The organism is Hymenobacter aquaticus, from assembly GCF_004765605.1.
GTDB classification, from domain to species: Bacteria; Bacteroidota; Bacteroidia; order Cytophagales; family Hymenobacteraceae; genus Hymenobacter; species Hymenobacter aquaticus.
In genome coordinates this window covers 2,590,874-2,615,742 of record NZ_SRLC01000001.1, presented here as the reverse complement: position 1 = coordinate 2,615,742, position 24,869 = coordinate 2,590,874, and the positions used below count along the sequence as shown (strand labels likewise).

Sequence of the window (24,869 nt, the reverse complement as noted above, 5' to 3'; positions counted from 1 at the left end):
GCCGGTCGTCAGACCATCGTCGTAGCCACTGCCAGGCGAGTATAAGTCGGAAGATTCCGGCCAAAGGTTGCGTATCAGCCTGAAAGCCAGAACACGCAAAAGCCCGGCTGATGCGGTAGTCAGCCGGGCTTGCCGTGGGAAAAGCGGCTCAGGAGTCCGTTTTGACGAATACCACCTGCGCCTTATCGGCCGTGCTTATTTTGCGGCGGAACTCGACGTACCCCGCGTATTCGGTGCGGGCAAAGCGCGTGACGGGCATGCGCAGCTGGCGCACGTACTGCAGCGTGCCGTCGGGCAGGGCCTGCACCTGGCTGGAATAGGTGCCGAAAGCGGTGGTCAGCTTCACCGGGGCAGGCAGGCTCTCGGGCTTGAGGCCGGCCGGCACGTGAATCCGGACCGTATCGGAGTAAGCAAAGGCGTTTTCGAGCTGGATGTCGGCCCGCCGTTCGCCCACGGCGGCCGGCAGCGCCGACCAGCGGCTGAGCAGGTTGGCCGACAGGAAAATCCGCTTGCCGCTGGGGGCCGCGAAGCTGGGCAGCGTCAGCCCCAGGCTTTCCACCATCGACGGTACCGGAGCGGCCGGGCCAGGCGTCAGGCCAAACTTGGTGATGCTGAAATTAGCGAAGGGCAGCGCGTCGGCCACTTTTTTCTTCTGCTCGGCGGGCGGCAGGTTGTGAAACAGCTGGCTGAAGTTGTCCTGCTCCAGGCCCGTGCGCAGGGTCCGGATGGTGGCCGTGGCGTTGCCCTGAGCATCCAGGTAGAGGTCGGCGCGCCGCTCCCGGCGGTTTTCGTTGGCCCCGTAGCGGGGCGTGCGAATCAGCTTGCCGCCGGTGGGCGTGAGTAGCAGCGCGTGCCGGTTGCCGGTAAAGCTGCCCATGTAGTTGAAGGCCGTCGTCTGGCTGGTGCATTCCAGCCACACCGTGTCGGCCTTGGCGGCTTTGGTCAGGGGCACGCACAGCACCACGTGGTTGAACTGGTTGCTGGGAAACTCGGTGCGGATGTCGGGCTCATCGGCCAGCACCAGGGCGCAGTACGATTTCACGTCGGCGGCCTGCAACAGGGCTTTGCAGTAATTGGTCAGGGCTTTGCAGTCGCCGTAGCCGCTGGCCGCTACTGCCGCCGCCGGGAACGTCTGCCACCCGCCGATGCCCAATTGAATGGAGATGTAGCGGGTGTTGGCCTGCAAAAACTCGTAGACTTTCCGGATGCGGGTCCGCTCGTCGGCAACGCCCTGCACCAGGGCCGCGATGCGCGCCTTCACGGCCGCGGGCAGCTCGTCGCGGCCCGCGTTCAGGTCGTAGGTCCACTGGCCCAGGGTCTGCCACGAGGTAAGGGTGCCCGCGTGGCCCTGCACTTCGAAAGCCGTGGGCGCGGTCAGCACGGCCGGGGTCAGCTCGGCGAGCGGCGGCGCGTCATTTTCCTCCTCCACGGCCACCAGGTTACGCACTTCCCACTGGTACACCTCCGTGGTACCCTGCTGGCTATGCTCTACGGCCACCCCGGCCGGCAGGCGCTGCTCTTGGTACCGCAACGGCAGCTCGCGGGGCGTTAGCACCCGAAACGACGCGCTTTCGACGGCCAGCTGCTCCTGCTCCTGGGGGCGCCACGAGCAGTAGAACAACGGGTTGCTGGACTCCACTTCGTATTCGTACTCGACCGTGTAGGGGTAGGTCGGTTGGCGCAAATCGGCCGCTTTGCCCCGCACGTCGTTGGCTAGGCTGAAGCCGTCGGACAGGCTGTAGTCGTGGATGTCGGCGGCGCGGAGCTGGCGCACGGCCTTGCCGTCGGCATTATATACCGTGCCCCGCAGGTAGCTCACCGTGTGGAACTGGTCGTAATACACGAGCTGCGTGGCGTGGTCGGCGCCGGCCTCGTCCAGTATCGTCACGGCCCGCCGTACGGTTTCCACGGTGCGGCCCACCGATTTAACCGTGAGCGTCTGCTCATCGGTGCGCACCACGGCGTGGGCATTTTCAAGCAGTACCAGTGGCACGTTGTCTATCGGGTAGCGCGGAAACGCATCCGCCACGGCCGCCGCGGCGGGGCTGCTCGGGCTCAGCGCCAGGGCCAGCACTGCGAAGAAGGGCCGCCTCATGATTTCTTCTTAATAACGATTTGCTCGGCCTGCTTGGCCAGCATCCGGTTGTAGAACTCGCGCAAGTAGGTGTATTCCTCGGCCATGTACATGGGCTTGCGCAGGCTCATGCGGCTGGCAATCTGCAGGGTACCCTGGCCACTGTCCTGAATGGTGTAGGAAAAGCGGCCCCCGTTGTCGGGCAGCTCCACGATGGTGGGCTTGGGCAGCTCCTCGGCCACGTAGCCCGCGGGCAGGGTAATGGTCATCATCACCGTTTCGTCGACCTGGGCCCCGAAATCGACCGGGAAGCGCCGGTCTTCGTGGTGAAACGGGTTTTTGTTGTCCACAAACGCGCGCAGCGGGTTCAGGTAAATAGTGCTGGCGGGCGAATCGGCCCCCGGCACCGTGAATTCGTAGTCGATGGTCAGGGGCTTGGTCAGTACCTCCCGTTCCTTGAAGGCAAACTTGGGAATCGACCAGCCCTCCTGGCTGCGGACCATTTCCTCCATAAACTTCTTCTCGCCATTTTTTTGCAGCTTCTCGCGGCTCATCAGGGCCGTGTAGCCCGCGTGCTCCTGGTGCGTTTTGCCGGTGTAGCCGCCGTGGTCGTCCATGGTCAGCTGCACCTGCCGGTACTCCAGAAAGCGCTGGGAGGGGCGCAGGTTCACCCAGCGCGACTGGCCGGCGTCGGGCATAATCAGGCGGCCGGAGCCGCTCAGGCAGCGCGGGGGCAGCATGCCGCAGGGCACCAGCGGCTCGGTAGCGTCCACCAGCATTTCCTTGCCCTCGGGCAAAGCCACGTGGGCTACCACGTAATTGAACTTGGCCAGCAGCGGCACCGCCTGATTTACTACGCCGTGGGTGCGGGTGCTGAGCAGCACGGGGTTGGCGGGCACGCCGGCGTCGCGCAGCAGGGCAATGAGCAGCAGGTTCACGTCGGCGGCCGAGCCGCTGTGCTGGTCGTAGCTGCGGCGCAGCGGGCCCGTGGCGTACAGCTGGTCGTTGCCGTTGTACTTCACCGCCTGCCGCACCAGGTCGTGCACGGCCGCGATGCGCTGATTCAGGTCGGGGTACTTGGTGGCCAAGGCCGTCGTCTGCTCTTTCAGGAAGCCTCCGCGTTTGAGCTGCATCCCAAAATTCTCGTCCTGGAGCAGGCTCTCGTTGATTTTTTCCCAGGTGTTGGCCACGCTCCGGTAGCCTTCGTTGGGCCACTTCATGCCCGCCAGCTCAAAGTCAATCCGCGACACGTAGTCCTTGGGCGTGGTCATGAAAGGCTCGGGGCGAAGCGCCACCACGTCTTTCATGGCCCAGCGGTGGTTGGTGACCTGGGCCATGACGGCCGCCGAGCCTGCCGAGTGCTCCTGCTCGTTGATGGCCGTCAGCTGGCTGCGGCCCCAGCGCACCACATACTGGGTGTTGGTTTCTTCGCGCTCCTGAATGGCCAGCGGCTCGTAGCCCTGCAGCAGCATCTTGTAGTCGTAATACTCGGGAATGGCGGCCCGGTACTCGCTCCAGCGGGTCGGGATGGAGCGCTGAAACTGCCAGTCCTGGAAGTTGAAGATAAAGTCGGAGTTGATGACGTAGGTATACTCGATAATGGAGCCTTCGCGCACGTTGGGCAGCGTGAACTTGCGGGAAAAGTTGTTCACCGACTGCTGCTCGGTGAACACCGCTTCCGACTCCATTTTTTCCTTTACCACCTGGTTGTTGACCAGGTTGTAGGTGTAGCCTTTCAGGTTGACCAGCTTTTCGGCGTTGCCATCCTTCTTGTACAGGGGCACGCGCACCGTCGCCCAGTCGTACCCCGATTTCTTCAGGATCTTGATGCGGGTGACACGCTCAAAAACGGTGCGGAAGCCGTCCTCGGCGGGCTCGAAGCGGGAGCGGCCAAAGTCGCAGAGCACCACGGCCTCGGCGGCGCTGTCGGCCACGAAGTTGGCGTTGGTCAGGTCCCGCTCGTCAATCTTGCCGAACTTGATGGGGTCGGCCTGGCCCAGGGCCGGCAGTGCGGTGCAGACGCACACGGCAGCTGCCGCTGAAATACAGCGCAGTAACGGTGTAATCATACGAAGAAAAAACAGGGTAAAAAGGGGAGATATAGAGCAAAAGACTGCGGCCAAAAACCAGCCAAAGCAGTTAGGATTGAGTCGAAATAGGAGTAGGTGCTAGAGAGCGGATAATCGTAGTATAAAGATGTAAAAATTTGGCTTCGCCGCCAACTTCATCCACTCTTCAGAAATAATTTTTAGGCCCCGCCTCCTCTACGCCACTACCGGCGGCTGCTTTTTCACGCCCCACAGTAAGTAGCCCAGCGCCAGGGCGGTAGCGCCCGCGCTGATGCCGTGCACGTAAGGCAGGTGGCTGTCGTTGTTGCCGTACACCCAGCCCGCCAGCAAGGCGCCCAGCCCAATGCCGGCTTCCAGGGCAATGTACATGGTGGCCACGGCCCGCCCGCGCCGGGCCGGGTGGCTCAAATCTACCGTCCAGGCGTAGAGCGTGGGCGAGTTCAGGCCGGTAGCCAGGCCAAAAAGCACGGCCGAGCCCAGGAACAGGGGCACCGAGTGCTCGACCAGCGTCAGCAAGGTGAGCGACACTACCAGCAGGGCCGTGGACAGGCGCAGCACCGGCAGGCGGCCGTAGCGGTCGGAGGCGCGGCCCGCCACCAGGCGCACCAGCAGGGAGGCCAGCGTGTAGCAGGTGTAGAACAGGCCCTTTTCGCCGGTGCTCAGGCCCAGGGCCCGGCTTTGGTCGGGTACGATGGTGAGGATGGCCCCGAACGGAAACAGGCACAGCAGCGTCACCAGGGCCGGCGACAACACCCGGGGCTCCAGCACTTCGCTCCAGTCGAGGCGCAACAGGCTCCAGCTAAAGCGCTGCCGCTGCGCCGGGGGCAGGGTTTCGGTCATGGTGCCCTGCACCACCAGGCTCAGCAGCGCCAGCCCCGACGAGCAGTAGAACAGCGTGTTCAGGGAAGTGGCCGCCGTGATGTGCGGGCCCAGGGCCGGGCCGGCGGCCATGCCCAGGGAGCCGGCCACGCCCAGCAGGCCCATCGCCTCGCCGCGGCGCTCAAACGGGATGATGTCGGCAATGAAGGCGGCCGTGCCGGTGGGCTTGAAGCCGGTGCTGAACCCGTGCAGCAGCCGCAGCCCCAGAAAGCCCGCCACCGTCGTTACCCAGGGGTAGAAAAAGCCGCAGACAAAGCATACCAGCGAGCCGAACACCATCACCGGAATGCGGCCCACCGTATCGGCCAGCTTGCCGCTGAAGGGCCGCGACAGGCCCGCCGTGAGGGTAAACAGGGCAATGATGAAGCCTTTGTACTCGGCCCCGCCCAGCCGCGTCAGAAAGTCGGGCAGCTCGGGCAGGAGCATGTTGAAGCTCATGAAAAACAGGAACGACGAGAGGCACATCAGCCAGAAACCGACGGTGTATACTTTGGGCTGAGTAGGATTTTGGGTAGGCAGCATTCCGGACAAACACGATACGGGCGCAAAAGTCGGCAGAAAAGCCGGGGCAGTCTGCTATATAGCGCAAGTTGCGGGCGACAAGCGCCCGCCCCGGCGGGGCTTTCCTGTTTCACGCAGGGTCTCGCGGTGTTCAGCGCAGTGGTTCGCAGGGTTTTTAGTGGACGACCCTGCGAACCACTGCGCTGACCACCGCGCAACACTGCGTGAAATGGTGGTGCAGCAACACAAAGAAGCCCCGGCTGCGACCTGCAACCGGGGCTTTTGACTTACTTGAAATAATTGGCGGCCGGGCCGGGAACCTACGCCGACAGCGTGTCGCGGTGCACCGCAATGCCCGCCTTGATGGTGGTGAGCTTGGCTACCTGCGCCTCGTCCTGCTCGTCTTCCACTCCGTCCAGAAAATCATCGAGGCCGGCGGTGGTGCGCCCGCGCTTGGTGAGCGTGGTGCGCTGCACCTGCAGGGCGGCGAGCTGGTCGGTGGTTTGCTGGACCAGGCCCGGATCTATACCGGGCGTAGCCAGCAGGATTTCGGCCGCCGTGATTTTCGAATTCACCGCCGCCAGCTTCGCCGAGGTGCTGTTATTGGCCCGCGTGGTGCGCTTGTCGGCCAGCCGGTCTACGGCCTCGCTGGTGGTGTAGACTTCCAGCTTGAAGTCGATTTCTGCGGTGGCCGCGTCGCACATGGCCCAGTTGGTGAGGAAGGCATAATTTACTGGCATGATTACTAGAAGTTAATAAGGTGGAAAGATGGAACTGCGCTTCCAACGCTCATCGACTTTCGGCTAGTATGCGAATTGTTATATATAAGTACCAAAATGCTAACCAGAGCCCAAAAGACGACTTTCAGCTAAAAGATTGGCCATAAGGAAGCGTATCGTTCTGGTATGCGGCCGGGGGGTGAGGCGACCTACTCGCGCCATGCACACACAAGATAGAGCACAACGGGCCCGACTTGGCCTAAACATAGCTTACCCCGCCTGCGCTGTCGTCCAGGGCCGCCACCTCGGCCCTGAGGGCCGCCAGCCGCGCCCGCAACAGGTGCCAGCGCGTGGCATCTTGGGCCGGCAGCGGGCGGGCCTGCCGCTCCAGCCAGCCCAGCAGCCAGGAGCCCCGGTCGGGGTTATCAGGGTCGGGAATGGCGTGGGCTTCGATGGCGGCTTGCCGCAGGGCGGGCAGGGCCTGGGCCCAGCGCGCGGCTACGCGGGCCCGGGCCTCAATGGCGGCCAACTCCCGCCCCAGCTTGGCCAGCTGCACCGCGCACACCTGCCGCCGGAAAGCCAGCTCCTCCGCCTCGGGCGCGGGCAGGCCGGGCGGCGGCCCCTCGGCCGGGACCGGCGCGGGGGCTTCGGGCGGGGGCAGGTGCAGCACCAGCGGCCGCAGGGCCAGAAAGATGTCGGCGGTCAGGGCGCGCCGGCCGGTTTCGATGGATCGAATCAGCCCGGGACTAACCCCCAGGTAAAGCGCCAGGGCTTCCTGGTCGAGCCCAAACCAGGTCCGCAGGCGTACCAATACGTTAGTCGAAGAGCGGGAGCGACGGGCCATGCTGGGATGTACAAGAATTTTCGATTTCGTGAGAATTCTTGTACAGCAACGACAGCATAGGTTGTACAAGTATTTTTCGATTTCAGAAAATTCTTGTACAAGGCTGGGTGCATGGTTTCCGGCGGACCCTGGCACGAAGAAGCCCCAGCGGCGGGAGCGGCTGGGGCTTCTTTGGGGGACGAGATATATCTGGTGTTTATCAATTAGGTAATGCCTAAGTACGAATTTATGTCGTTTTTAAGATTGTTTAAAGAGTGTAATTCGCATTTGTCAGCTAATAAAAATTTCATTTGGCCAGACTCAAGCGAAGTCATGAATGGATATATGGTATTTACTTTTCTTCTTAGAAGCTCTAAAAAATATTTTCCAGGAATGTGTTTGCATACGCCATCCATGGTTAGTGTTTCATATTTGATACTCTTTTTTGCTGAATTCAATATATTAATCGGGTCTTTGTCAGGGTAATAATTGATAATAGCTTGCTTTACTTCTTCCCAATAAGTATCTACTTTCGTAGCACTTATACTATCAGTGCCTTGTAAAAATTGATTAATTGGCAACTTACATGTCTTAAAACCTGGTGCGTGTTTATGCAATTTGTATTTTTTTGCTATGAAAAAGCAACTTGTTAATAGTCTCAGATCTTTCATTACTTCTATAATAAGGGAATTGTATGGTAATGTCAAAGAGTTGCGCTGTAAAGTGGGTTTTTTAGACACTATCAACCATTTTAAAGAATTTTCTTCAGCTAAAAAATTTTCAATTGAGTATCTCTCAAGATAAAATAAGTTACCGATACCTCGTTTTTTCTTTCTTAACAGGCCGTCAAAATCCTTGTCAACAATATATATCTTTTTTTGCTTATTTTTATGTGTTTTAAGTTGTCTATATGTATTAGGTTTGCCGCATGTTATAAATATTTTTTCAAACTTTATCTTGTCTCCAAATAATTTATTCATTATCGAATAATACATTTCTTGTTGATTTTCATCCTCGAAATAAAAATCAACATCATTGAATTGTCGTCTTATGACAGCCTCGCCTAAGTAGTAGTTGGTGGTTTTTCTTGGAATGCTATTTGATTTTGAGATTCTTGGTTCCATGAATTTTTACTCATTGTAAGGTAAAAGAATTTTGCAATCTTCTTCAAGCTCTCCGACGATTGAAGGAGAATGAGTAGCTATAATAAGCTGAGTGTCTGTAGGGGTTACATTGCGCAATTGTTGTAAAAAATCATCTTGCCACTTCGGGTGAAGAGATATTTCAGGTTCGTCAATAATAAATATTTTGCCAGTTGTATTGCCAAATGCTAAATATGTGAATAATATTAATATTTGCTTCTCGCCAGATGAGAGTCCATCAATTGTTTGTTCGAATATAAATGGCTTGTTGTTTTTGTCTTTTATATTAAAATATAATTGTCCATTTTCTTTCTTAAAAAACAGGTCTTTGCTTGAGTCTTGCAAGAAATGGTTAATTGATTTTAGATAAATATCAATTGCTCTGTAAGCGGTACTTGAATCTTCTTCATACTTTGAAAACGCTTTCAGTATTTTTTCAATTCTGGTGAATTGATTTGAGTTAATTATATAGTTTGTGTCGATGAATAAATTGTTCTTTGAGTCTTGTTTTTTGTCTTTATTTGTGTTAAGGCCTTTTTCTTTTCTTAATTTGAAGTAATTGTCTACTATAGTTCTCATTTCAGCGGCGTAGTTTTTGACCGCATTTTTTAGTGTGTCAGTTGTTGTTTGATCACTGTTGTCTTCTTCAAGGAATTTAATAATATTAATTTCCAGTTTATTTACATCGTTAACAGAAAGTCCTTTGCTTGATTTTCTGACGTTATTAAGGTCAATAATTGTTGATTCAAAAGAAGAAAGGAGTATCTCGTCTCGGAGTATTTTATTTAGGTCAATAATTCTTTTATTGTAAATGCTGAATGCTTCATTTGAATAAAACTTTACTGATTCTATTGAATTTGTTTGATTGCTTATGTTTTTAACTCTCAGCTTTGAGTCATTTTTTCTTTCTGACTTTTCATCGAATTTTCTGTCAATCGATATAACAATTGGATTTGGTAGGTTTAAAAAATATGTCCAAGCTTCGATTTCGTCTGGTGTTGGCTGTAGCTTTTCATATTGGCCTCTAGCAAATTCCTTTAAATTGGGATTTGATATAAGGTTGGATGGCGGAATTGTCAATGCTGCAATTAATGGCTTGTGTTGCTTTGTACCCTCTTTAATGCTAATTGTTAAGTTTGATTCAGTTTGCGTGCAGGTAATGACATGCTTTTTTGATTCGTAATAAAATTCTATTTGTAGTTTCTTGAATTCAATGGTGCATAGGTCAACCCAGGAAGGTTGCATAATCCATGAAATAACATTGAGTACGCTGGTTTTTCCAGAACCGTTGATTCCTACTAATAGATTTAATTGTTTGTTGAAGTCTATGGTTTTGTTCATGAAACCATAAAGGTTTTTGATTTCTAATTTTTGTAGTTTCATCAGAAGTTTGGTAAAAGTGGATTAAACAATAAATTGAGTCACAATATAATGTCATTCCCTAAACTTTTGATCTTTCCCTGCCAAAACGGCCGCTTACCAACTCCGGTCCGAAGTATGACGTAGCCCGCAGTCTAGGTCCTGGTTACCCAGAAGCTGCGCTTTCGCCTTTGCAATAGCACCGGTTGCCAGACGAGTACGGGCGCTTTTCTCCGGGCAAGGATTCGTGCTTCATGTTGCCGGAAAATGACTGTAGGGAGCCATGAAAGTAGTACTTTCGCTTCGCCAGGGCATTAATAGCCGTTTATAGGATTGGCCTGCCACCCAGCAGTTTCTGGGTGCCGCCACGGCCTGGGCGGCAAGTGCAGGCCGACTACTATTTATGCTACACGCATCTGATGCCTCCCGCCGGACGGCTAAAAAGTTACGCCCCGTTGCCATAGCCGGCCACCTACTCGTGCTGCTGGTACTACTGCTAACGCTACCTGTCCCTGGCCGGGCGCAAGCCCCCCTTTGGACGGCCGCAATGAACTTTCCGCAGGCCAGCCTGAGTGGTACGGCTGCGGTGCGGGCCACGACCCTTAACTCCGCTGGTGACGTGCTGGTGGTGGGCACTTTCACCGGGCAGGTGGCCTTTGGGGCGACGCTGCTGACCAGCGTCGGCGGCACCGACATGTTCGTGGCTAAGTACAACGCGGCGGCGGCCACCTGGACCTGGGCAGTAGCCGGCGGCGGCACCGGTTCAGACATAGGACAAGGAGTGGCCGTGAGCGGTACGAGCATCTACGTGACCGGCGGCATCACCAGCAACAGCGCCAACGCGCAGGCAGTACGCTTTGGGAACGTGCCGCTGGCCGGCCGGAGCAGCACTATCAGCTCCGATCTTTTTGTCGCTTCCTTCACCGACGCAGGCCCTACGGCTACCTGCAACTGGGCCGTAGCGGCGGGTGGCACGGGCGCCGACCAGGGCAATGCCGTGGCCGTGAGCGGCACGAGCGTCTACGTCACCGGCAGCATTACCAACAACGCGGCCAACGACCAGACCGTGCTGGTCGGCAATACCTCCTTGGCCGGGGCCAGCGCCAGCAACAGCGCCGACATGGTGCTGGCCAGCTACCTCGACCAGGGCCCCAGTGCCAGCTACCAGTGGGCGGTGGCTGGCGGCGGCACCGGCGCCGACCAGGCCAATGCCGTGGCCGTGAATGGCAGCAACGTGTACGTGGCCGGGGCCGTGACGAACAATGGAGCCGGGGCCAGCGGGGTTCAGTTTGGGGGCGTGACCCTGGCCGGGGCCAGCTCCAATACCAGTACCGGTGTGGCCGTCAGCACCGACTTCTTCTTGGCCCGCTACACCAGCACCGGCACCAGCGTAGCCTACAACTGGGCGGTGGCGGGCGGCGGCATCGGCGCCGACCAGGCCAACGGCCTGGCCGTGAGCGGCACAAGCGTTTACGTCACCGGCTCCTACACCAACACCAGCACCAACACCCAGTCGGTGCGCGTGGGCGGAGCTGCTTTCAATGGGCTCACCACCGCGCTAAGCGCCGAGCTGCTGCTGGCCCGCTACACCGACGTCACGACCAGTGCAACCTTTAACTGGGCCACGCGGGGCGGCGGCCGCGGCAACGATGCGGGGCAGGCGGTGGTCGTGAGCGGCACGAGCCTGTACGTGGCCGGCTCTATCACCAACAGCGATACCAACAGCTCCGACGTGCGGTTCGATACCTTTGCCGTACCGGGAGCCAGCGCCAACGCCTCGGCTGAGGCGCTGGTGGCGCGCTACGAAATTCTCAGCAACGGCGCCAGTTGCAGCTGGGCCCGGGCGGGTGGCGGCACCGGCCCCGATGCCGCCAACGGCCTGACTGTAACCGGCGCCGGGGTGCGGCTGGGACTGGGTATCGGCACCGGCCCGGCCCTCTACGGGTCGCTCCGGGCACTATCGCCCAACGCGGCCGGGGTGGCGACCCTCTCGACCGCTGGTGCTTGGCAAAGTGCCGTGGCAACCCGTACGGCCGGCGGCACGCTCTCGCCCTCGGCCGTGACCACCAACGCTACCGGCGAGGTGCTGGTTACGGGCGAGCTGTACGGGCAGGTGCTCCTGGGCAGCGAGCTATACGTGAGCATGGGCAGCGGCGACGCCTTTGTAGGCAAGTTCAGTCCCGCAACCGGAACGTGGGTGTGGTTGCTGAGCGGGGGCAGTGAAGGGGATGACTCGGCCCTGCACCTGGCTGTGAGTGGCGCCAACGTGTACGTGGCCGGCACCTACGCGGGCAGCAGCCTTTTGCCGGCTCAGTTTGGCAGCTATCGGCTGTATGGGGCCGGTCAGAGCGACGCCTTGGTAGTCAAGTGTGTGGACGAGGGCAGCAGTGCCCGCTGGGCCTGGGCAGCGGGCGGGGGCGGCAACAGCTACGACTACGGCACCGACGTAGCCGTGAGCGGCACGAGCGTGTACCTGACGGGCAATTTTTACAACAACAACGCCAACGCCAACAACGTGTATTTCGGCTCCCAGCCCCTGCCCGGGGTAGGCGGTATTGGGGTCAATGCCTTCGTCGCCAAGTTTACGGACGGCGGCACCGGTGCCACCTGCGCCTGGGCCACGGCGGCGGGCAGCCTCTCGGGCAGCTCCTATGCGTGCTACGGCCGGGGTATTGCCGCCGTGGGCAGCAGCGTCTACGTCACGGGGGAGTTCACCAACAACCTGAGCGACGGGGGGAGTATGCGGTTTGGGGGCGTAGCCCTGCCCGGCGCCAGTCCCACTAGTAGCTCCGATGCCTTTTTGGTGAAGTATACCGACGCCGGCACGCGCGCCACCTTCACCTGGGGCCGGGCCATCGGCGGCACCAGCACCGATTACGGCACGGCCCTGCTAGCCAGCGGCACCCGCCTGTACCTGACGGGCAGCGTGTTCAACAGCCGCACCATCGGCACCAACGTGCAAGTGGCCGGCATCCCGCTGGCCGGCGCTACCGCCGACACCGGGGACGACGTGCTGCTGGCCCGCTTCACCGATCAGGGCAGTAGCCCCACGCTGGACTGGGCTCAGGCGGATGGCGGCAGCGGTAGGGACCGGGGCATTGGCCTGGCCCTGGGCAACGGGCGCTTGTACGTCACCGGCCACGTAAGCAACAATGCAAGCAACAGCGGGCGGGTGCAGCTGGGTGGAGTGCCCCTGGCCGGTACTCAGGCGGCCTACAGCCAGGACTTATTCGTGGCCCGCTATACCGACGCGGGCAGCGCTGCTACCGGCGACTGGGCCCTGGCCGGTGGTAGTCCCGGCAGCGATGATAGTTACGCTGTGGCGGTTAATGCCCAAGGAGTGTACGTTACCAGCTGGGTGCAGCCACCAGCCACGTTCGGCAGCATCCTGCTTCCGGGCAGCGGTAGCAGCTACAACGCCGTGCTGGCAACTTTAACCGAGCCTCTCATTCCGCTTTCCGTGCGTTCGGGCCGCGGGGCTGCCGCGCTATCTGTCTACCCCAACCCAACTGCTGGGCTAGCCACGCTGACCGGAGCCGATGCGGGCGCAGACGTGGCCGTGTTTGACGCGCAGGGCCGGCGGGTGCTGGTAGCCGTGGCAAGTGCAGCGGGGGAAGCCCGGTTGCATCTACCCAGGGGCCTGTACCTGGTGCGCAGCGGCAGTCAGGCTGTGCGCCTGGTCGTGGAGTAAGCTCTAGCCGGGCCCTTATTCAGCCGCCCCCAGCACCAGACGCCGGGAGCAATTGGATGAGGGCCCGGCAGCTACACAATGACGGACGTGCCGAAGGGTAACAGCTAAGGTAGTCTGCCCACGCAGGGCCCAATTAGGACGTGAATTTGAAGTGGGTTTCGACGTGAGCTGGTGGCGGCTGACCGAAGATAATTAAGGCGGTGTTTTTAATGCTGAGTTTCTGCTCGGCCCGTGTAAGGCCTTTTTGCTATCGTAACAGAAGAAAGATACGTCCAGCTCGTCCGTCAGCACCAAACCATCTCAGCGCAACTGAACAGCCGTTTTCGTTGACATGAGCACGCTCGATGGGCTACAGTTTCTGCCTTCTGAGCAACCACTAGCAATACTAGAAAGGCGTTCGGGCCATAAAGTCGGAACGCTTCGGAAAAATTGGGGTAACGACAAGTCTGCAGAAGCTCTACAGAAAAATTATGGTGGGGAGGCCTCGCCTAACCTCAACTCGTGCCGGTAGCGTCGGGTACTTCGGCTCCCCCTGCCAAAACGGCCGCTCACCAACTCCGGCCCGAAGTATGACGTAGCGGCCTCCTATGTCCTGGTTATCCAACAAGTTTGCGAAAATATCGGCCAAGCGGCCCCGGCCGGATGGCAAGCCGGCCCTGAGTGTGCGGGAGCGGGTGTCGGCCCTGAAGAATCTGCCGGAGTTTCTGCGCCTGATCTGGGATACCAGCCCGGGCCTGACGCTGGGCAACATTGCCTTGCGCCTGCTGCGGGCGGCCCTGCCGGTGGCCATGCTCTACGTGGCCCGCCTGATTCTGGACACCGTTATTGGCCTCTCGCGCACGCCCGGCAGCTCGCTCACGCCCATCATCGGGCTGGTCAGCCTGGAGTTTGGCCTGGCCATTCTCTCCGACGTGCTGGGCCGGGGCGTGGCCCTGCTCGACTCCCTGCTCGGCGACCTGTTTGCCAACCGCTCGTCCATCCGGCTGATGGAGCACGCCGGGCAGCTCGACCTCGACCAGTTCGAAGACAGCGTGTTCTACGACAAGCTGGAGCGGGCCCGCCGCCAGACTTTGTCGCGCACGGTGCTCATGTCGCAGGTGCTCAGCCAGGCTCAGGACATGATTACGATGCTGTTTCTGGCCGTGGGCCTGGCCGCTTTCAACCCCTGGCTGCTGCTGCTCTTGCTGGTGGCCGTGGTGCCGGCGTTCCTGGGCGAGTCGCACTTCAACGAGCGCAGCTACTCGCTGGTGCACGGCTGGACGCCCGAGCGGCGCGAGCTGGACTACCTGCGCCAAACCGGGGCCTCCGACGAAACGGCCAAGGAAGTGAAGATTTTCGGGCTGTCGGGCTTCCTGATCGAGCGGTTCCGGCAGCTCTCCGACGAGTTTTACCGGAAGAACAAGGCCCTGGTAGTGCGGCGAGCCGGGTGGGGGGCGCTGTTTGCCGCCATCGGGGCCGGCGGCTACTACGCGGCCTACGTCTACATCATTGCCCAGGCCGTGCGGGGCCACATTTCCATCGGGCAGCTCACGTTTCTGTCGGGCTCCTTCGCCCGGATGCGGGGCCTGCTCGAAGGCATCCTGAGCCGGTTCAGCAGCGTGGCCGAGGGCGCGCTCTACCTCCAGGATTTCTTCGACTTCTTCCATTTGCAGCCCCGCATTGCCCGGGCCGAAGGGCAGCAGGTGCGGCCGTTCCCGCGGCCTATTCGGCTGGGTTTCGAGTTCGAAAATGTTGGCTTTCAGTACCGGGGTTCCAGCAAATGGGCCATTCGCAACCTGAGCTTCACGCTCCGGGCCGGCGAAAAGCTGGCCCTGGTGGGCGAAAACGGGGCCGGTAAAACCACGCTCGTCAAGCTGCTCAGCCGCCTCTACGACCCCACCGAAGGCCGCATCCTGCTCGACGGCCACGACCTGCGCGACTACGACCCGGCCGAGCTGCGCCAGGAAATCGGGGTCATTTTCCAGGACTTCGTGCGCTTCCAGCTCTCGGCGGGCCAGAACCTGGCCGTGGGCCGCATCGAGGAAAAGGCCAACCAGGACCGGATTCAGTCGGCCGCCGCCCAGAGCCTGGCCGATACCGTGATTAAGAAGCTGCCCGGCGGCTACGAGCAGATGATTGGCCGCCGCTTTGCCGGCGGCGTGGACCTGAGCGGGGGCGAGTGGCAGAAGATTGCGCTAGGCCGGGCCTACATGCGCGACGCCCAGCTGCTGATCTTGGACGAGCCCACCGCCGCCCTCGACGCCCGGGCCGAGCACGAGGTGTTCCAGCGCTTCGCCGACCTGACTCAGGGCAAAACCGCCGTGCTGATTTCCCACCGCTTCAGCACCGTGCGCATGGCCGACCGGATTCTGGTCATCGAGAACGGGCAGTTCGTCGAAATCGGCTCCCACGAGGAGCTGCTGGCCCGCAACGGCCGGTATTCGGAACTGTTTGCCCTGCAGGCGGCCGGGTATCGGTAGGGTACAAATACGCGTTGCGGGCGCCTGCGGGCAGATGTGCGGGCCGGGGCAGAATTTTTTGCGAGTTTTTTGGCGGCGAATCAATACATAAGCCTCTCGGATATCGTATCTTAGGGTAACCTGCCGTTTAGTGATTTGCTGCCCATGAAACTACCTGCTACCCTGCTTTTCGGGCTGAGTCTGGCCCTCTCCGGGTGCTTTGCCGCCCGTGAAGCCCGAATTGAGTCTGACTATAGTTATACCGGCAATTTCCGCCGCTACCGCACCTACGAGTTCGTAACCGGCCAGGGTCTGGCCTCGGATACGAGCAAGCTGGGCTCGGTGCTGCGCGACGCCATCCGGACGCGCATGCGGGTGCAGGGCTACAAACCCGCCCGCAGCCGCCCCGATTTGCTGGTAATGTTCCGCCTGTTCGAGGGCGACATGGCTTTCCGGGGTTACGCCCAGGAGGATTTGACCCGCTGGATGACCACGGGCATGGTCGAAGACGACGAGACGCCCAAAGAAAGCCGGCAGGGCTACCAGCCCATCAAGATGGTGCTGGCCGAAGGCACCCTGCTCGTCACCCTGATTGATAACCGCACCAACCGCGCCGTCTGGAATGGCTACGCCTCCGGCGTCACGGTGCCGCCCGGCATGCAGGGCGAGGCCGTGCTGCGCCGCTCCGTGCGCTCCATCTTCGACCAGTACCACGTCTTTACCGAAGGCTACCTCGAAGGTGCCAGCCAGTAGCGGCTAGCGCGGCGGCGAAGAAAGCCGCGAATGAAAAGTCTGTCATGTCGACCAACGGGAGACATCTCGCGTGCAATGGTATTGTCATGCTGAGCTTGTCGAAGCATCTCTACCGCACTGGTAATTAGTTACTTTGGCGGTAGAGATGCTTCGACAAGCTCAGCATGACTGTTTTAGCGTTTTCAGACACTTCTCCTGCCTCCGCTACCCGCTGTTGCGCACCCGAATCAACTCAGCCGCCACGCTGATGGCAATTTCCTCGGGCGTGCGGCTCTGAATAGGCACCCCGATGGGAGCGTGCAGGTGGGCCAAATCAGCCTCGGTGTAGCCCGACGCCAGCAGGCTGGCCCGCAGCTCCCGGATTTTGGCCGTGCTGCCCATCAGGCCCAGGTATTTCACCGGGTGGCCCAGCAGCTGCCGCAGCGCCACTTCGTCGGGCCGGTAGCCGAAGGTCATAATCACCACGTACTGGTTTTCGCCGGTGGGTACCTGCCCGGCCAGGGCCTCGTAGCGCACGGTGCGCTTGTGATGGGCGTAGGGGTTCAGCTGGTGCGTGTTCAGGCCGGCCCGGTCGTCGAGCACCGTAAGTTCGAAGTCGAGGGTGGCGGCCACGCGCGACAACGCCAGGGCCACGTGCCCGCCGCCGACGATGGTCAGCTGGTCGCGGAAGCCGAGCTTTTCCTGATATTCCCAGCCGGGGCCGCTGCGGTAGGTGTAAAACGCCGGGGCATCCGTTGTTTCCAGGAATTGCAGCCCCGCGGCCGACAAGTGGACAAAGCCGGGCGTGAGCTGCCGCAGGGCCTGTTCAATAGCCAGTACGGCCGGCAAATCGGTGGGCGGTACGGGGTAGAGCAGCAGCACCTGCTCGCCCGAGCAAATCATGCCCGAACGGTCGTCGGGCGCCTCCTTGCGGTGAATCTGGGGCCGAATTAGCACCTGCGGGTCGGCCGCCTGCATTCGGGTCCGGGCCAGCTCCACGAATTTGTGCTCCATGATGCCGCCGCCAATGGAGCCCGCCATACCGTCGGCCGACACGCTCATCTTGAAGCCCTGCCGGCCCGGACTACTGCCCGTGCTGCTCAGCACGCACAGCAAGGTCACGGGCTGGCCGGCTTGCAGGCTGCGGGCCAGGTGCTGCCACACCGGAAAGTCGCGCGGGAGGGAAGGAGAGGCGGAATACGAATCCACGAAGTGCACTCAGAAAAATACAGCTGTTATCGGGCTGACAGAGGAGGTAGAGACGCAATATTTTGCGTCTCCTCGTTGAACGAAATCGGTGAACAATCCTCTCGCGAGTCGTTCAACGAGGAGACGCAAAATATTGCGTCTCTACGGCGCTTACCCCAGCCTGACTATTGCTCTAAAATACCCGGGCCATCACCCCGCGAAGGATGGCGGCCCGGGCGGGAAAAATTACGCTACGGTACTAGGGGCCAATCGGACCACTTCCTCGGCCACGCCGCTGGGGTAGAGGTTCAGCAACACTTTTTCGGGGGTAATGGGGGCCGAAAAAGTGGGCCGGTGCGTGGGGCGGAAGGCGCTGATGGCGTCGCGCACCGCGAAGTAGGCCCCGATACCGTACATCAGCGGCGGCTCGCCCACGGCTTTGGAGCGCAGAATAGCCCGCGGGTGGCCCGGCGTTTCCAGGAAATGCACGTCGATGCGCTGGGGCACCGAGTAGAGGTCCGGAATCTTGTAGCTGTTGAGCGAGTTGCTGAGCAGGCGGCCTTCGTCGTTATAGATCAGCTCTTCCATCGTCATCCAGCCGATGCCCTGCACCGTGCCGCCCTCAATCTGGCCCTGGTCGATGGCCGGGTTCATGCTTTCCCCGAAGTCGTGCACGATGCGCAGCGCGTCGAAGGTGTAGGTGCCGCGCAGGCAGTCGAGCGTGACGGTGGTGAAGGCCGTGCCGTAGACGTGGTAGGCGAAAGGGTAGCCCTGGTTCGTGACCGGGTCGAAATGAATGTCGGGGGTGGCGTAGTGGGCGTTTTCGCTCAGATTCACCCGCTTCCAGTACGCCGACGACACCAGCTTTTCCCAGTTCGTATCGGCCGGCACGCCGGCGGCCAGCACCTGCTCGTCCCGGATTTCCAGGCCCTCGTAGTTCAGCGTGTACTCCAGCACCGCGTGCTGCAAAAGCCGCTCGCGCAGGGCCTCGCAGGCCATTTGGGTGGCTTTGCCGTTGAGGTCGGCGGTGGCGCTGGCGGCCGACGGGGAGGTGTTGGCCACCCGCGTCGTGTTCGTCGACTCCTCCTTCACGCGGCTGGGTGAAATACCGAGCGTCTGGGCCGCCACCTGGGCAATCTTGGTGTTCACGCCCTGGCCCATTTCCACCGCGCCGGTGCTCACGCCCACCGAGCCATCGGTGTAGATGTGCACCAGGGCCCGGGCTTGGTTCATGGGCGTTTTGGTGAAGGAAATGCCGAAGCAGATGGGCATCACCGACAAACCTTTTTTCAGCCGCTCATTCTGCTGGTTGAATGCGTCGACTTCGGCCCGCAGCTGCTGAAGGCCATACACTTGGTCGGCGGTGTCCCAGGCCAGCTCGGCATTGCACATTTCGGCCGGCTGCCGGTACGAGAACAGGTCGTTTTCGCGCAGCAGGTTGCGGCGCTGAATTTCGCTGGGCGCTACGCCGAGCGTTTCGGCGGCCTTCACAATGGCCGATTCCATCACGAACATGCCCTGCGGCCCGCCGAAGCCCCGGAAGGCCGTGTTGGGCGGCAGATTGGTGCGGCAGCTGTAGGCCGTAGCCTTCACGTTGGGCACGAAATACGCGTTGGTGGCGTGAAACAGTGTCCGTTCCAGCACGGCCGGCGACAAGTCGGCGGCGGCCCCGGCGTTCTGGTAAAACGTGACTTCGTAGGCCAAAATCCGCAGGTTTTCGTCGAGGCCGATGCGGAAGTCGGAGCTGTAGGGGTGGCGCTTGCCGGTCATGCGCAGGTCGGCCATCCGGTCGAGCACCAGCTTCACCGGCCGCCGCACCACGAAGGCGCCCAGCGCGGCCAGCGCGCCCCAGGTCGTGGCCTGGTCTTCTTTGCCGCCAAAGCCGCCCCCGAGGCGGGTCACGTCGACTTCCACCTGGTGCATGCCGATGCCCAGCACGTGGGCCGTGTGGCGCTGCACGGCCGTGGGGCCCTGAGTCGAGGAAATAATGCGCACCCCGCCCATTTCGGTGGGAAAGGCATAGGCGCCCTGGGTTTCGATGTAGAGGTGCTCCTGCCCGCCCGACTCGGCTTCGCCCTCGAAAACGTGGGCGCACTGGCTCCATACCGCCTCCGGGTCGCCGAGGCGAAAGGTGCGCGGCGGCACGATCAGCTCGCCCTGGGCCGCCGCCACGCGCGGGTCGGTGATGATGGGCAGCGGGTCGATGTCGGCGCGGATGAGGTGCAGGGCGGCCTGGGCGTGGTGCTCGGTATCGGCCAGCACCAGGGCCACGGGCTGACCGCGGAAATGCACGTGGCCTTCGGCCAGCAGGGGCTCATCGGGCACGATGCCGCCGATCTGGTTTTCGCCGGGAATATCGGCCGCCGTCAGAATGCGGAACACGCCGGGCGCTTGCAGGGCCTCGTCGAGGTGCAGGGCGCGCAGCACCCCGTGGGCCAGCGGCGACTCAAACACGGCCGCGTAGAGCGTGCCTTGCTGCACCAGCACGTCATCCAAGTATTGGGATTCGCCGCGCACGTGGCGCACCGGGTCAAGATGATTCATTGGGAAGAGAAATTCGGGAAGAAAAGCCGGCGGGTGGGAGTAGTGCGGCTTCTCAGAGGGTTTTAGAAATGTAGCTGCCCGTCATTCCGAGCAGCGCGAGGAATCTTGCGTGCTGACGTTGCAACAGTAACTCGTCATGCTGAGCTTGTCGAAGCATCTCTACCGCTTCGTTGCAGTGCCAGTTGATTACCATTGCGGTAGAGATGCTTCGACTGCGCTCAGCATGACGGTTACCATTGCACGCGAGATTCCTCTGCTGCTCGGAATGACGATTTGTAGAACAAAATCAGCTCTTTATACCAGCTCGCGGAAGCTTAGGCGCTCGGGGAAAAACTGCAGGAAGTGGGCAAACAGCAGCTGGCGCAGCAGCAGGCGCTTGTACTCGGCCGTGCCGCGGGCGTCGCTGATGGGGCTGATTTCGGTCTGGGCAATTTCGTTGGCGGCGGCCAGCGTGGCCGGCGTGACTTCCTTGCCGACCAGAAAGGCCGAGGTGCGGGCCAGCCGGAGTGGGGTGGGGCCCACGCCCCCGGCCGACAGCCGGGCATCCTGCACGAACCCGCCGCTGGTGCGCAGCCACAGCGCCGAGTTGACGCTGGCAATGTCGAGGTGGGTGCGTTTCGAAACCTTTTCGAAGTTGAAATGGTCGGTGGGCTGGGGGGTGGCAAAGCTGATTTCCAGCACCTGCTCGTCGGCGGCTTTGGTCAAGGTTTTGTAGCCGCTGTAAAGCTCGTGCAGCGGAATGTCGCGGCGCGCGCCGGCGGGCGTGCCCACCGTGACGGTGGCGTTCAGGGCCAGGAAAAAGATGGTCAGGTCGCCGATGGGGGAGGCGTTGATGAAGTTGCCGGCCACCGTGCCCATGTTGCGGATGGGAGTGGAGGAAACCAGCTTCATGTAGCCGTGCAGGCCGGGAAACAGCTGCTGCATGATGGGCGAGGCGCGCAGGTTCTCGGCCGTGGTGGCGGCCCCCAGCACGACGCGGCCATCGGCTTCCTGCCGGATGCCGCGCAGCGCGGCCTGGTCGTAGAGCAGCTGTACGGGCACGGCGCGCACGTGCTCGGGGCGCTGCACCAGCAGGTCGGTGCCGCCGCCCAGTAGTTGATTGTTGGTTGTTGGTGGCTGATTGTTGGTTTCGTTCAGAAGTTCAGCTTTCAGCGTTTGTAGCCTGGCCGGCACGTCTTTGAAGTAGGTCGGGACAAACTGATGCTCGCTGAGCCAATCCACCACGTTGTCGGTGGGGCGGGCGGCCAGCTGGCTGGTGAGCAGGGCCGTGGCGCGCTCCAAGGACTTGTAGCCGGTGCAGCGGCAGATGTTGCCATCAATAGCCGCTAGGCCGGTTTCGGGCGTGGCGGGCTGGGCGCTCAGGCTGTGGCCGGTGAGCGACATGACGAAGCCCACAGTGCAAAAGCCGCACTGCGAGCCGCCTTCCTGCACAATGGCCTGCTGCACCGGTGTGAGGGCCCCGGCCGCCGCATTGATGCCTTCCACCGTGACGATGTGCTTGCCGTGGGCATTGCCCAGGGGCGTCAGGCAGGAGGTCATCGACTGGTACTGCACCTGGCCATCGGGCTGCAATTCGCCCACCAGCACGGTGCAGGCGCCGCAGTCACCCTCGCGGCACCCGATTTTGGTGCCTTTCAGGTGCTGCTCGTAGCGCACGAAATCCAGAAGGGTGCTGCCCGCCGGCTGGTCGGTGCGGATACGCTGATTATTAAGGTAAAAATGGAGCATGCGGAACAGAAAAAACCAAAGCGAAGAGCGGAAGTTAGCAAAAAGTCCGCAGGCCCGAAAACCCGGCGCCCGGATTGCCGGGAGCCACTCGCCGCCGCTTTCCGTTCCCGGCTCGGGGGGCAAGCAAAAGCCCGACTACCTGCTTGCAGGCAACCGGGCTCGGCAACAAACGCTACGGGGCTACTAGCGGCTGGTCGGGATGCGGAACTGCAGGCCGATGGAGGGAATAAAGGTCAGGCCGCTGAGCTTGCTGCTCTTGCCGTTCAGCAGCTGGTAGGTGCCGTAGTTCTGGTAGTAAATAGCCAGGGCCGGAATGACGTAGGCGTATTTGAAGCCCACTTTTACGTTGGTGAAGGCCCCGAACGACGAGAAGTTCTGCTTGCGTTCCAGGCCCGGCAGCAGGGCGTTGCCGGTGTAGATGTTCTTGGGCGCGAAGCCGTAGCGCAGGAAAGTGTGGGAATACACCAGGCCGTAGGAAAAGGCCCCGATTGACTCCTCGGGCCCGAACGAGTGGCTGAACACCAGCGGCACCAGCAAATCGTTGCGGTTGGCCCGGAATTGCAGCAGGTCGTTGATGTTGTCGAGGTAGGGAATGCTGGGCAGCTTGGCCCGCTGGGTGGCAAACTGCAGCCCGATGCTGCCGTACATGGCCCCCGCCGCGCCGCCGGGCCGCTCTACCGTGCCGGTGGGGCCCAGAAACTGGTACATGCCGTCGAAGACGTGCGAGCCAAACGCGTATTTGTAGCCCACGTCGAGCCGGTCGAGCACGCCGTAGCGCACGTAGAGGTCGGCGGCGGGCTGCACCGGGTCGAGCACGTAGGCCAGGGCCGCCACCTGGAGCTTATCGACCAGCTCGCCGGAGGCACTGTAGTCCACTTTTTCCTGGCTGACCAGCTGCTCGGCCGCTTCCTTGATGGCCGAGCCGGTTTTGCTGATGGTCTCGGTCGGAATGTTGAAGGCCTGGTTGCCACCCACCCGGAACTCGCCGCGGGGCGTGACTTTGCCCGACATGGTCATGACGCGCGGGGCCGTGCAGCTGGTGGTAAGCAGGGAAGCCAGGGCCATAAAAGCCAGGCCGGGACGGAGCAGAGAAGCTCGTTTCATAATTCGGAAGCAGATAAGTAGGACGCAAAGGACGGTACGCAAGCCGGCAGGCCGCACGCGAAAACCACGCCGAATGTACGCAGCCCGGCCGGTTGGGCGCTACGGAACCGGATTGTGCGGGCCGGTGTCTACCTTTAGCACCGGCCCCGGCCCAGCAGGCAAGTGCGCCTGTTACCCTTGCCCGGGCAACATCACTCATGCGGAAGCTGCTGTCTTTTCTTCGGTTGACCTGCCTGCTGGCGCTGGGCCTGCTGGTGGGCGCGGCCCGGCCCGCGGCTCCCGCGCCCAAGGCCACGGTCTACGTTTTCCTGTCGGATACCTGCCCGATCTGCCAGACGGCCACGCTCACGCTGCGGCAATTGCACGCCACCTACGCGCCGCAGGGCGTGCAGTTCGTGGGCGTGTTCCCGGATCAGCAGCTGCGGCCCGCCGACCTGATTCTGTTCGGCAAGCAGTACCAGCTGCCGTTTCCGCTCCGCCTCGACGAGCACCAGGTCCTGACCCGCCAGTTTCAGGCCCGCATCACCCCGGAAGTCGTCGTGACGGCCGCCGATGGCCGCACGGTGCTCTACCAGGGCCGCATCGACGACTCCTACGCCAAGCTGGGGCAGCGCCGCATGGTCATTAACCACCACGAATTGCAGGATGCCCTGGCCGCCATCGTGGCCGGCCGGCCGGTAGCGCCGGCCCGCACCGAGGCCGTGGGCTGCTTTATCACCACGCTGACGCCCTAGCGCCCGGCCCCACGGCGGCGCTGTGCCCGATATTTCGGTTATTTGACGGGTACAATCAGTCACGCTATTCTGCAATGAACATTCTGTATGGGGTGCCCGGCGAAGGGCTGGGCCATGCCACGCGCAGCAAGGTGGTTATTGCCCATCTGCTCGGCCTGGGCCACAACGTGTGCGTGGTGAGCAGCGCCCGGGCCTACCAGATGCTGGCGGCCAACTTCCCCGGCCGCGTCCACGAAATCCGGGGCTTTCACCTGGCGTATAAGAACCTGACCGTGTCCAAGTCGCGCACGGCCGTGCTTACCCTGCGCACGGCCCCCGACAACCTGCGCGTCAACTTCGCCAAGTACCGGGAGCTACTCTGCGACTTCACACCCGACCTGGTGATTTCCGACTTCGAGTCGTTCAGCTACTTTTTCGCCCGCTGGCGCCGCCTGCCCCTGATCAGCATCGACAACATGCAGATCATCAGCCGGACCCAGCTCGATATTGCCATTCCGCGCGCCGAGCGCGCTAACCTGGAGGTGGCCCGCCACGTCGTGCGGGCCAAGCTGCCGCGCAGCCGCCACTACCTGGTCACGACGTTTTTCCCGCTGCCCGTCGTCAAGCCCCACACCACGCTGGTGCCGCCCATTATCCGCCCCGAAATCCTGGCTGCTACGCCGTCCGGGGGCCCGCACGTGCTGGTGTACCAGTCGGCCACCAACCAGAAAGATTTGGTGCCGATGTTGCAGCAGCTGCCGGGGCAGCCGTTTAAGGTGTACGGGTTCAACAAGGAAGAAAGCCACGGCAACGTGCAGCTGTGCGCCTTCAGTGAGCAGGGCTTCATTGCCGATCTGGCCAGCGCCCGGGCCGTACTTACCAACGGCGGCTTTTCCCTGATCAGCGAGGCCGTGTACCTGCGCAAGCCCATCTGCGCCATCCCGATTCCGGCCCAGTTCGAGCAGTTTCTCAATGCCGCCGAAGTGGAAAAGCGCGGCTACGGCCGCCACTTCGAGGCCCTCACCGCCGACAACGTCAAGGCCTTTCTCTACGACTTGACCGGCTACGAGCAAGCGTTGGCCACCTACGAGCAGACGGGCAATGACGAGCTGTTTGCTCACCTGGAAGCCTTGCTGCGGGAAATCGAAGGGCAGAGTTAATGGCT

16 protein-coding genes are annotated in these 24,869 nt (G+C 61.0%); 5 read left to right on the top strand and 11 right to left on the bottom strand.

Annotation, left to right across the window (positions count from 1 at the left end; translation table 11 throughout):
• Positions 1 to 148: 148 nt before the first annotated feature.
• The 7 genes from E5K00_RS10850 to E5K00_RS10820 form a co-directional block, all read right to left on the bottom strand.
• Complete coding sequence (locus E5K00_RS10850; RefSeq protein ID WP_135463239.1) at positions 149 to 2,095, bottom strand: DUF3857 domain-containing protein; 1,947 nt, start codon at positions 2,093 to 2,095, stop codon at positions 149 to 151.
• Complete coding sequence (locus tag E5K00_RS10845) at positions 2,092 to 4,143, bottom strand: DUF3857 domain-containing protein (RefSeq protein WP_135463238.1); 2,052 nt, start codon at positions 4,141 to 4,143, stop codon at positions 2,092 to 2,094. The genes E5K00_RS10850 and E5K00_RS10845 overlap by 4 nt, the downstream gene beginning before the upstream one ends.
• A gap of 195 nt (positions 4,144 to 4,338) precedes the next feature.
• Positions 4,339 to 5,544, bottom strand: coding sequence for an MFS transporter (locus tag E5K00_RS10840; protein ID WP_135463237.1), 1,206 nt, complete (start codon positions 5,542 to 5,544; stop codon positions 4,339 to 4,341).
• Positions 5,545 to 5,843: 299 nt separating this feature from the next.
• Complete coding sequence (locus E5K00_RS10835) at positions 5,844 to 6,263, bottom strand: hypothetical protein (RefSeq protein WP_135463236.1); 420 nt, start codon at positions 6,261 to 6,263, stop codon at positions 5,844 to 5,846.
• A 238-nt stretch (positions 6,264 to 6,501) separates the two neighbouring features.
• Positions 6,502 to 7,086 carry a helix-turn-helix transcriptional regulator gene (locus tag E5K00_RS10830; protein ID WP_135463235.1) on the bottom strand — a complete coding sequence of 195 codons (585 nt, stop codon included), beginning with the start codon at positions 7,084 to 7,086 and terminating at the stop codon, positions 6,502 to 6,504.
• A 203-nt stretch (positions 7,087 to 7,289) separates the two neighbouring features.
• Entirely contained in the window at positions 7,290 to 8,189 is a 900-nt protein-coding gene (locus tag E5K00_RS10825; RefSeq protein WP_135463234.1) for a DUF4435 domain-containing protein, read from the bottom strand.
• A 6-nt stretch (positions 8,190 to 8,195) separates the two neighbouring features.
• Entirely contained in the window at positions 8,196 to 9,590 is a 1,395-nt protein-coding gene (locus tag E5K00_RS10820; protein WP_135463233.1) for an ATP-binding protein, read from the bottom strand.
• Positions 9,591 to 10,113: 523 nt separating this feature from the next.
• On the opposite strand from E5K00_RS10820, the gene E5K00_RS10815 reads away from it, so the two are divergent.
• The 3 genes from E5K00_RS10815 (at position 10,114) to E5K00_RS10805 (ending at position 16,448) form a co-directional block, all read left to right on the top strand.
• Complete coding sequence (locus E5K00_RS10815) at positions 10,114 to 13,257, top strand: T9SS type A sorting domain-containing protein (RefSeq protein WP_135463232.1); 3,144 nt, start codon at positions 10,114 to 10,116, stop codon at positions 13,255 to 13,257.
• A 587-nt stretch (positions 13,258 to 13,844) separates the two neighbouring features.
• Positions 13,845 to 15,716: an ABC transporter ATP-binding protein gene (locus tag E5K00_RS10810; protein ID WP_135463231.1), complete on the top strand. Its 1,872-nt coding sequence runs from the start codon at positions 13,845 to 13,847 to the stop codon at positions 15,714 to 15,716.
• Between the two features lie 144 nt (positions 15,717 to 15,860).
• Positions 15,861 to 16,448 carry a DUF4136 domain-containing protein gene (locus tag E5K00_RS10805; RefSeq protein WP_135463230.1) on the top strand — a complete coding sequence of 196 codons (588 nt, stop codon included), beginning with the start codon at positions 15,861 to 15,863 and terminating at the stop codon, positions 16,446 to 16,448.
• 204 nt (positions 16,449 to 16,652) lie between these two features.
• Here the strand turns inward: E5K00_RS10805 and E5K00_RS10800 are convergent, their stop codons facing one another.
• The 4 genes from E5K00_RS10800 to E5K00_RS10785 form a co-directional block, all read right to left on the bottom strand.
• A complete protein-coding gene (locus tag E5K00_RS10800) occupies positions 16,653 to 17,636 on the bottom strand; it encodes an XdhC family protein (protein WP_135463229.1) in 984 nt (327 codons plus the stop codon).
• Between the two features lie 225 nt (positions 17,637 to 17,861).
• Entirely contained in the window at positions 17,862 to 20,159 is a 2,298-nt protein-coding gene (locus tag E5K00_RS10795; protein WP_135463228.1) for a xanthine dehydrogenase molybdopterin binding subunit, read from the bottom strand.
• Between the two features lie 294 nt (positions 20,160 to 20,453).
• Complete coding sequence (locus E5K00_RS10790; RefSeq protein WP_135463227.1) at positions 20,454 to 21,887, bottom strand: FAD binding domain-containing protein; 1,434 nt, start codon at positions 21,885 to 21,887, stop codon at positions 20,454 to 20,456.
• Between the two features lie 183 nt (positions 21,888 to 22,070).
• Positions 22,071 to 22,991, bottom strand: coding sequence for a hypothetical protein (locus E5K00_RS10785; protein ID WP_135463226.1), 921 nt, complete (start codon positions 22,989 to 22,991; stop codon positions 22,071 to 22,073).
• 197 nt (positions 22,992 to 23,188) lie between these two features.
• On the opposite strand from E5K00_RS10785, the gene E5K00_RS10780 reads away from it, so the two are divergent.
• Complete coding sequence (locus tag E5K00_RS10780; protein WP_135463225.1) at positions 23,189 to 23,725, top strand: redoxin domain-containing protein; 537 nt, start codon at positions 23,189 to 23,191, stop codon at positions 23,723 to 23,725.
• A gap of 74 nt (positions 23,726 to 23,799) precedes the next feature.
• A complete protein-coding gene (locus tag E5K00_RS10775) occupies positions 23,800 to 24,864 on the top strand; it encodes an MJ1255/VC2487 family glycosyltransferase (RefSeq protein ID WP_135463224.1) in 1,065 nt (354 codons plus the stop codon).
• Positions 24,865 to 24,869 lie beyond the last annotated feature (5 nt).

Coding starts and splice junctions, on each gene's coding strand:
- E5K00_RS10850 (WP_135463239.1), bottom strand. CDS start 2,095: ATGAGGCGGCCCTTCTTCGCAGTGCTGGCCCTGGCGCTGAGCCCGAGC.
- E5K00_RS10845 (WP_135463238.1), bottom strand. CDS start 4,143: ATGATTACACCGTTACTGCGCTGTATTTCAGCGGCAGCTGCCGTGTGC.
- E5K00_RS10840 (WP_135463237.1), bottom strand. CDS start 5,544: ATGCTGCCTACCCAAAATCCTACTCAGCCCAAAGTATACACCGTCGGT.
- E5K00_RS10835 (WP_135463236.1), bottom strand. CDS start 6,263: ATGCCAGTAAATTATGCCTTCCTCACCAACTGGGCCATGTGCGACGCG.
- E5K00_RS10830 (WP_135463235.1), bottom strand. CDS start 7,086: ATGGCCCGTCGCTCCCGCTCTTCGACTAACGTATTGGTACGCCTGCGG.
- E5K00_RS10825 (WP_135463234.1), bottom strand. CDS start 8,189: ATGGAACCAAGAATCTCAAAATCAAATAGCATTCCAAGAAAAACCACC.
- E5K00_RS10820 (WP_135463233.1), bottom strand. CDS start 9,590: ATGAAACTACAAAAATTAGAAATCAAAAACCTTTATGGTTTCATGAAC.
- E5K00_RS10815 (WP_135463232.1), top strand. CDS start 10,114: ATGAACTTTCCGCAGGCCAGCCTGAGTGGTACGGCTGCGGTGCGGGCC.
- E5K00_RS10810 (WP_135463231.1), top strand. CDS start 13,845: ATGTCCTGGTTATCCAACAAGTTTGCGAAAATATCGGCCAAGCGGCCC.
- E5K00_RS10805 (WP_135463230.1), top strand. CDS start 15,861: ATGAAACTACCTGCTACCCTGCTTTTCGGGCTGAGTCTGGCCCTCTCC.
- E5K00_RS10795 (WP_135463228.1), bottom strand. CDS start 20,159: ATGAATCATCTTGACCCGGTGCGCCACGTGCGCGGCGAATCCCAATAC.
- E5K00_RS10790 (WP_135463227.1), bottom strand. CDS start 21,887: ATGCTCCATTTTTACCTTAATAATCAGCGTATCCGCACCGACCAGCCG.
- E5K00_RS10785 (WP_135463226.1), bottom strand. CDS start 22,991: ATGAAACGAGCTTCTCTGCTCCGTCCCGGCCTGGCTTTTATGGCCCTG.
- E5K00_RS10780 (WP_135463225.1), top strand. CDS start 23,189: ATGCGGAAGCTGCTGTCTTTTCTTCGGTTGACCTGCCTGCTGGCGCTG.
- E5K00_RS10775 (WP_135463224.1), top strand. CDS start 23,800: ATGAACATTCTGTATGGGGTGCCCGGCGAAGGGCTGGGCCATGCCACG.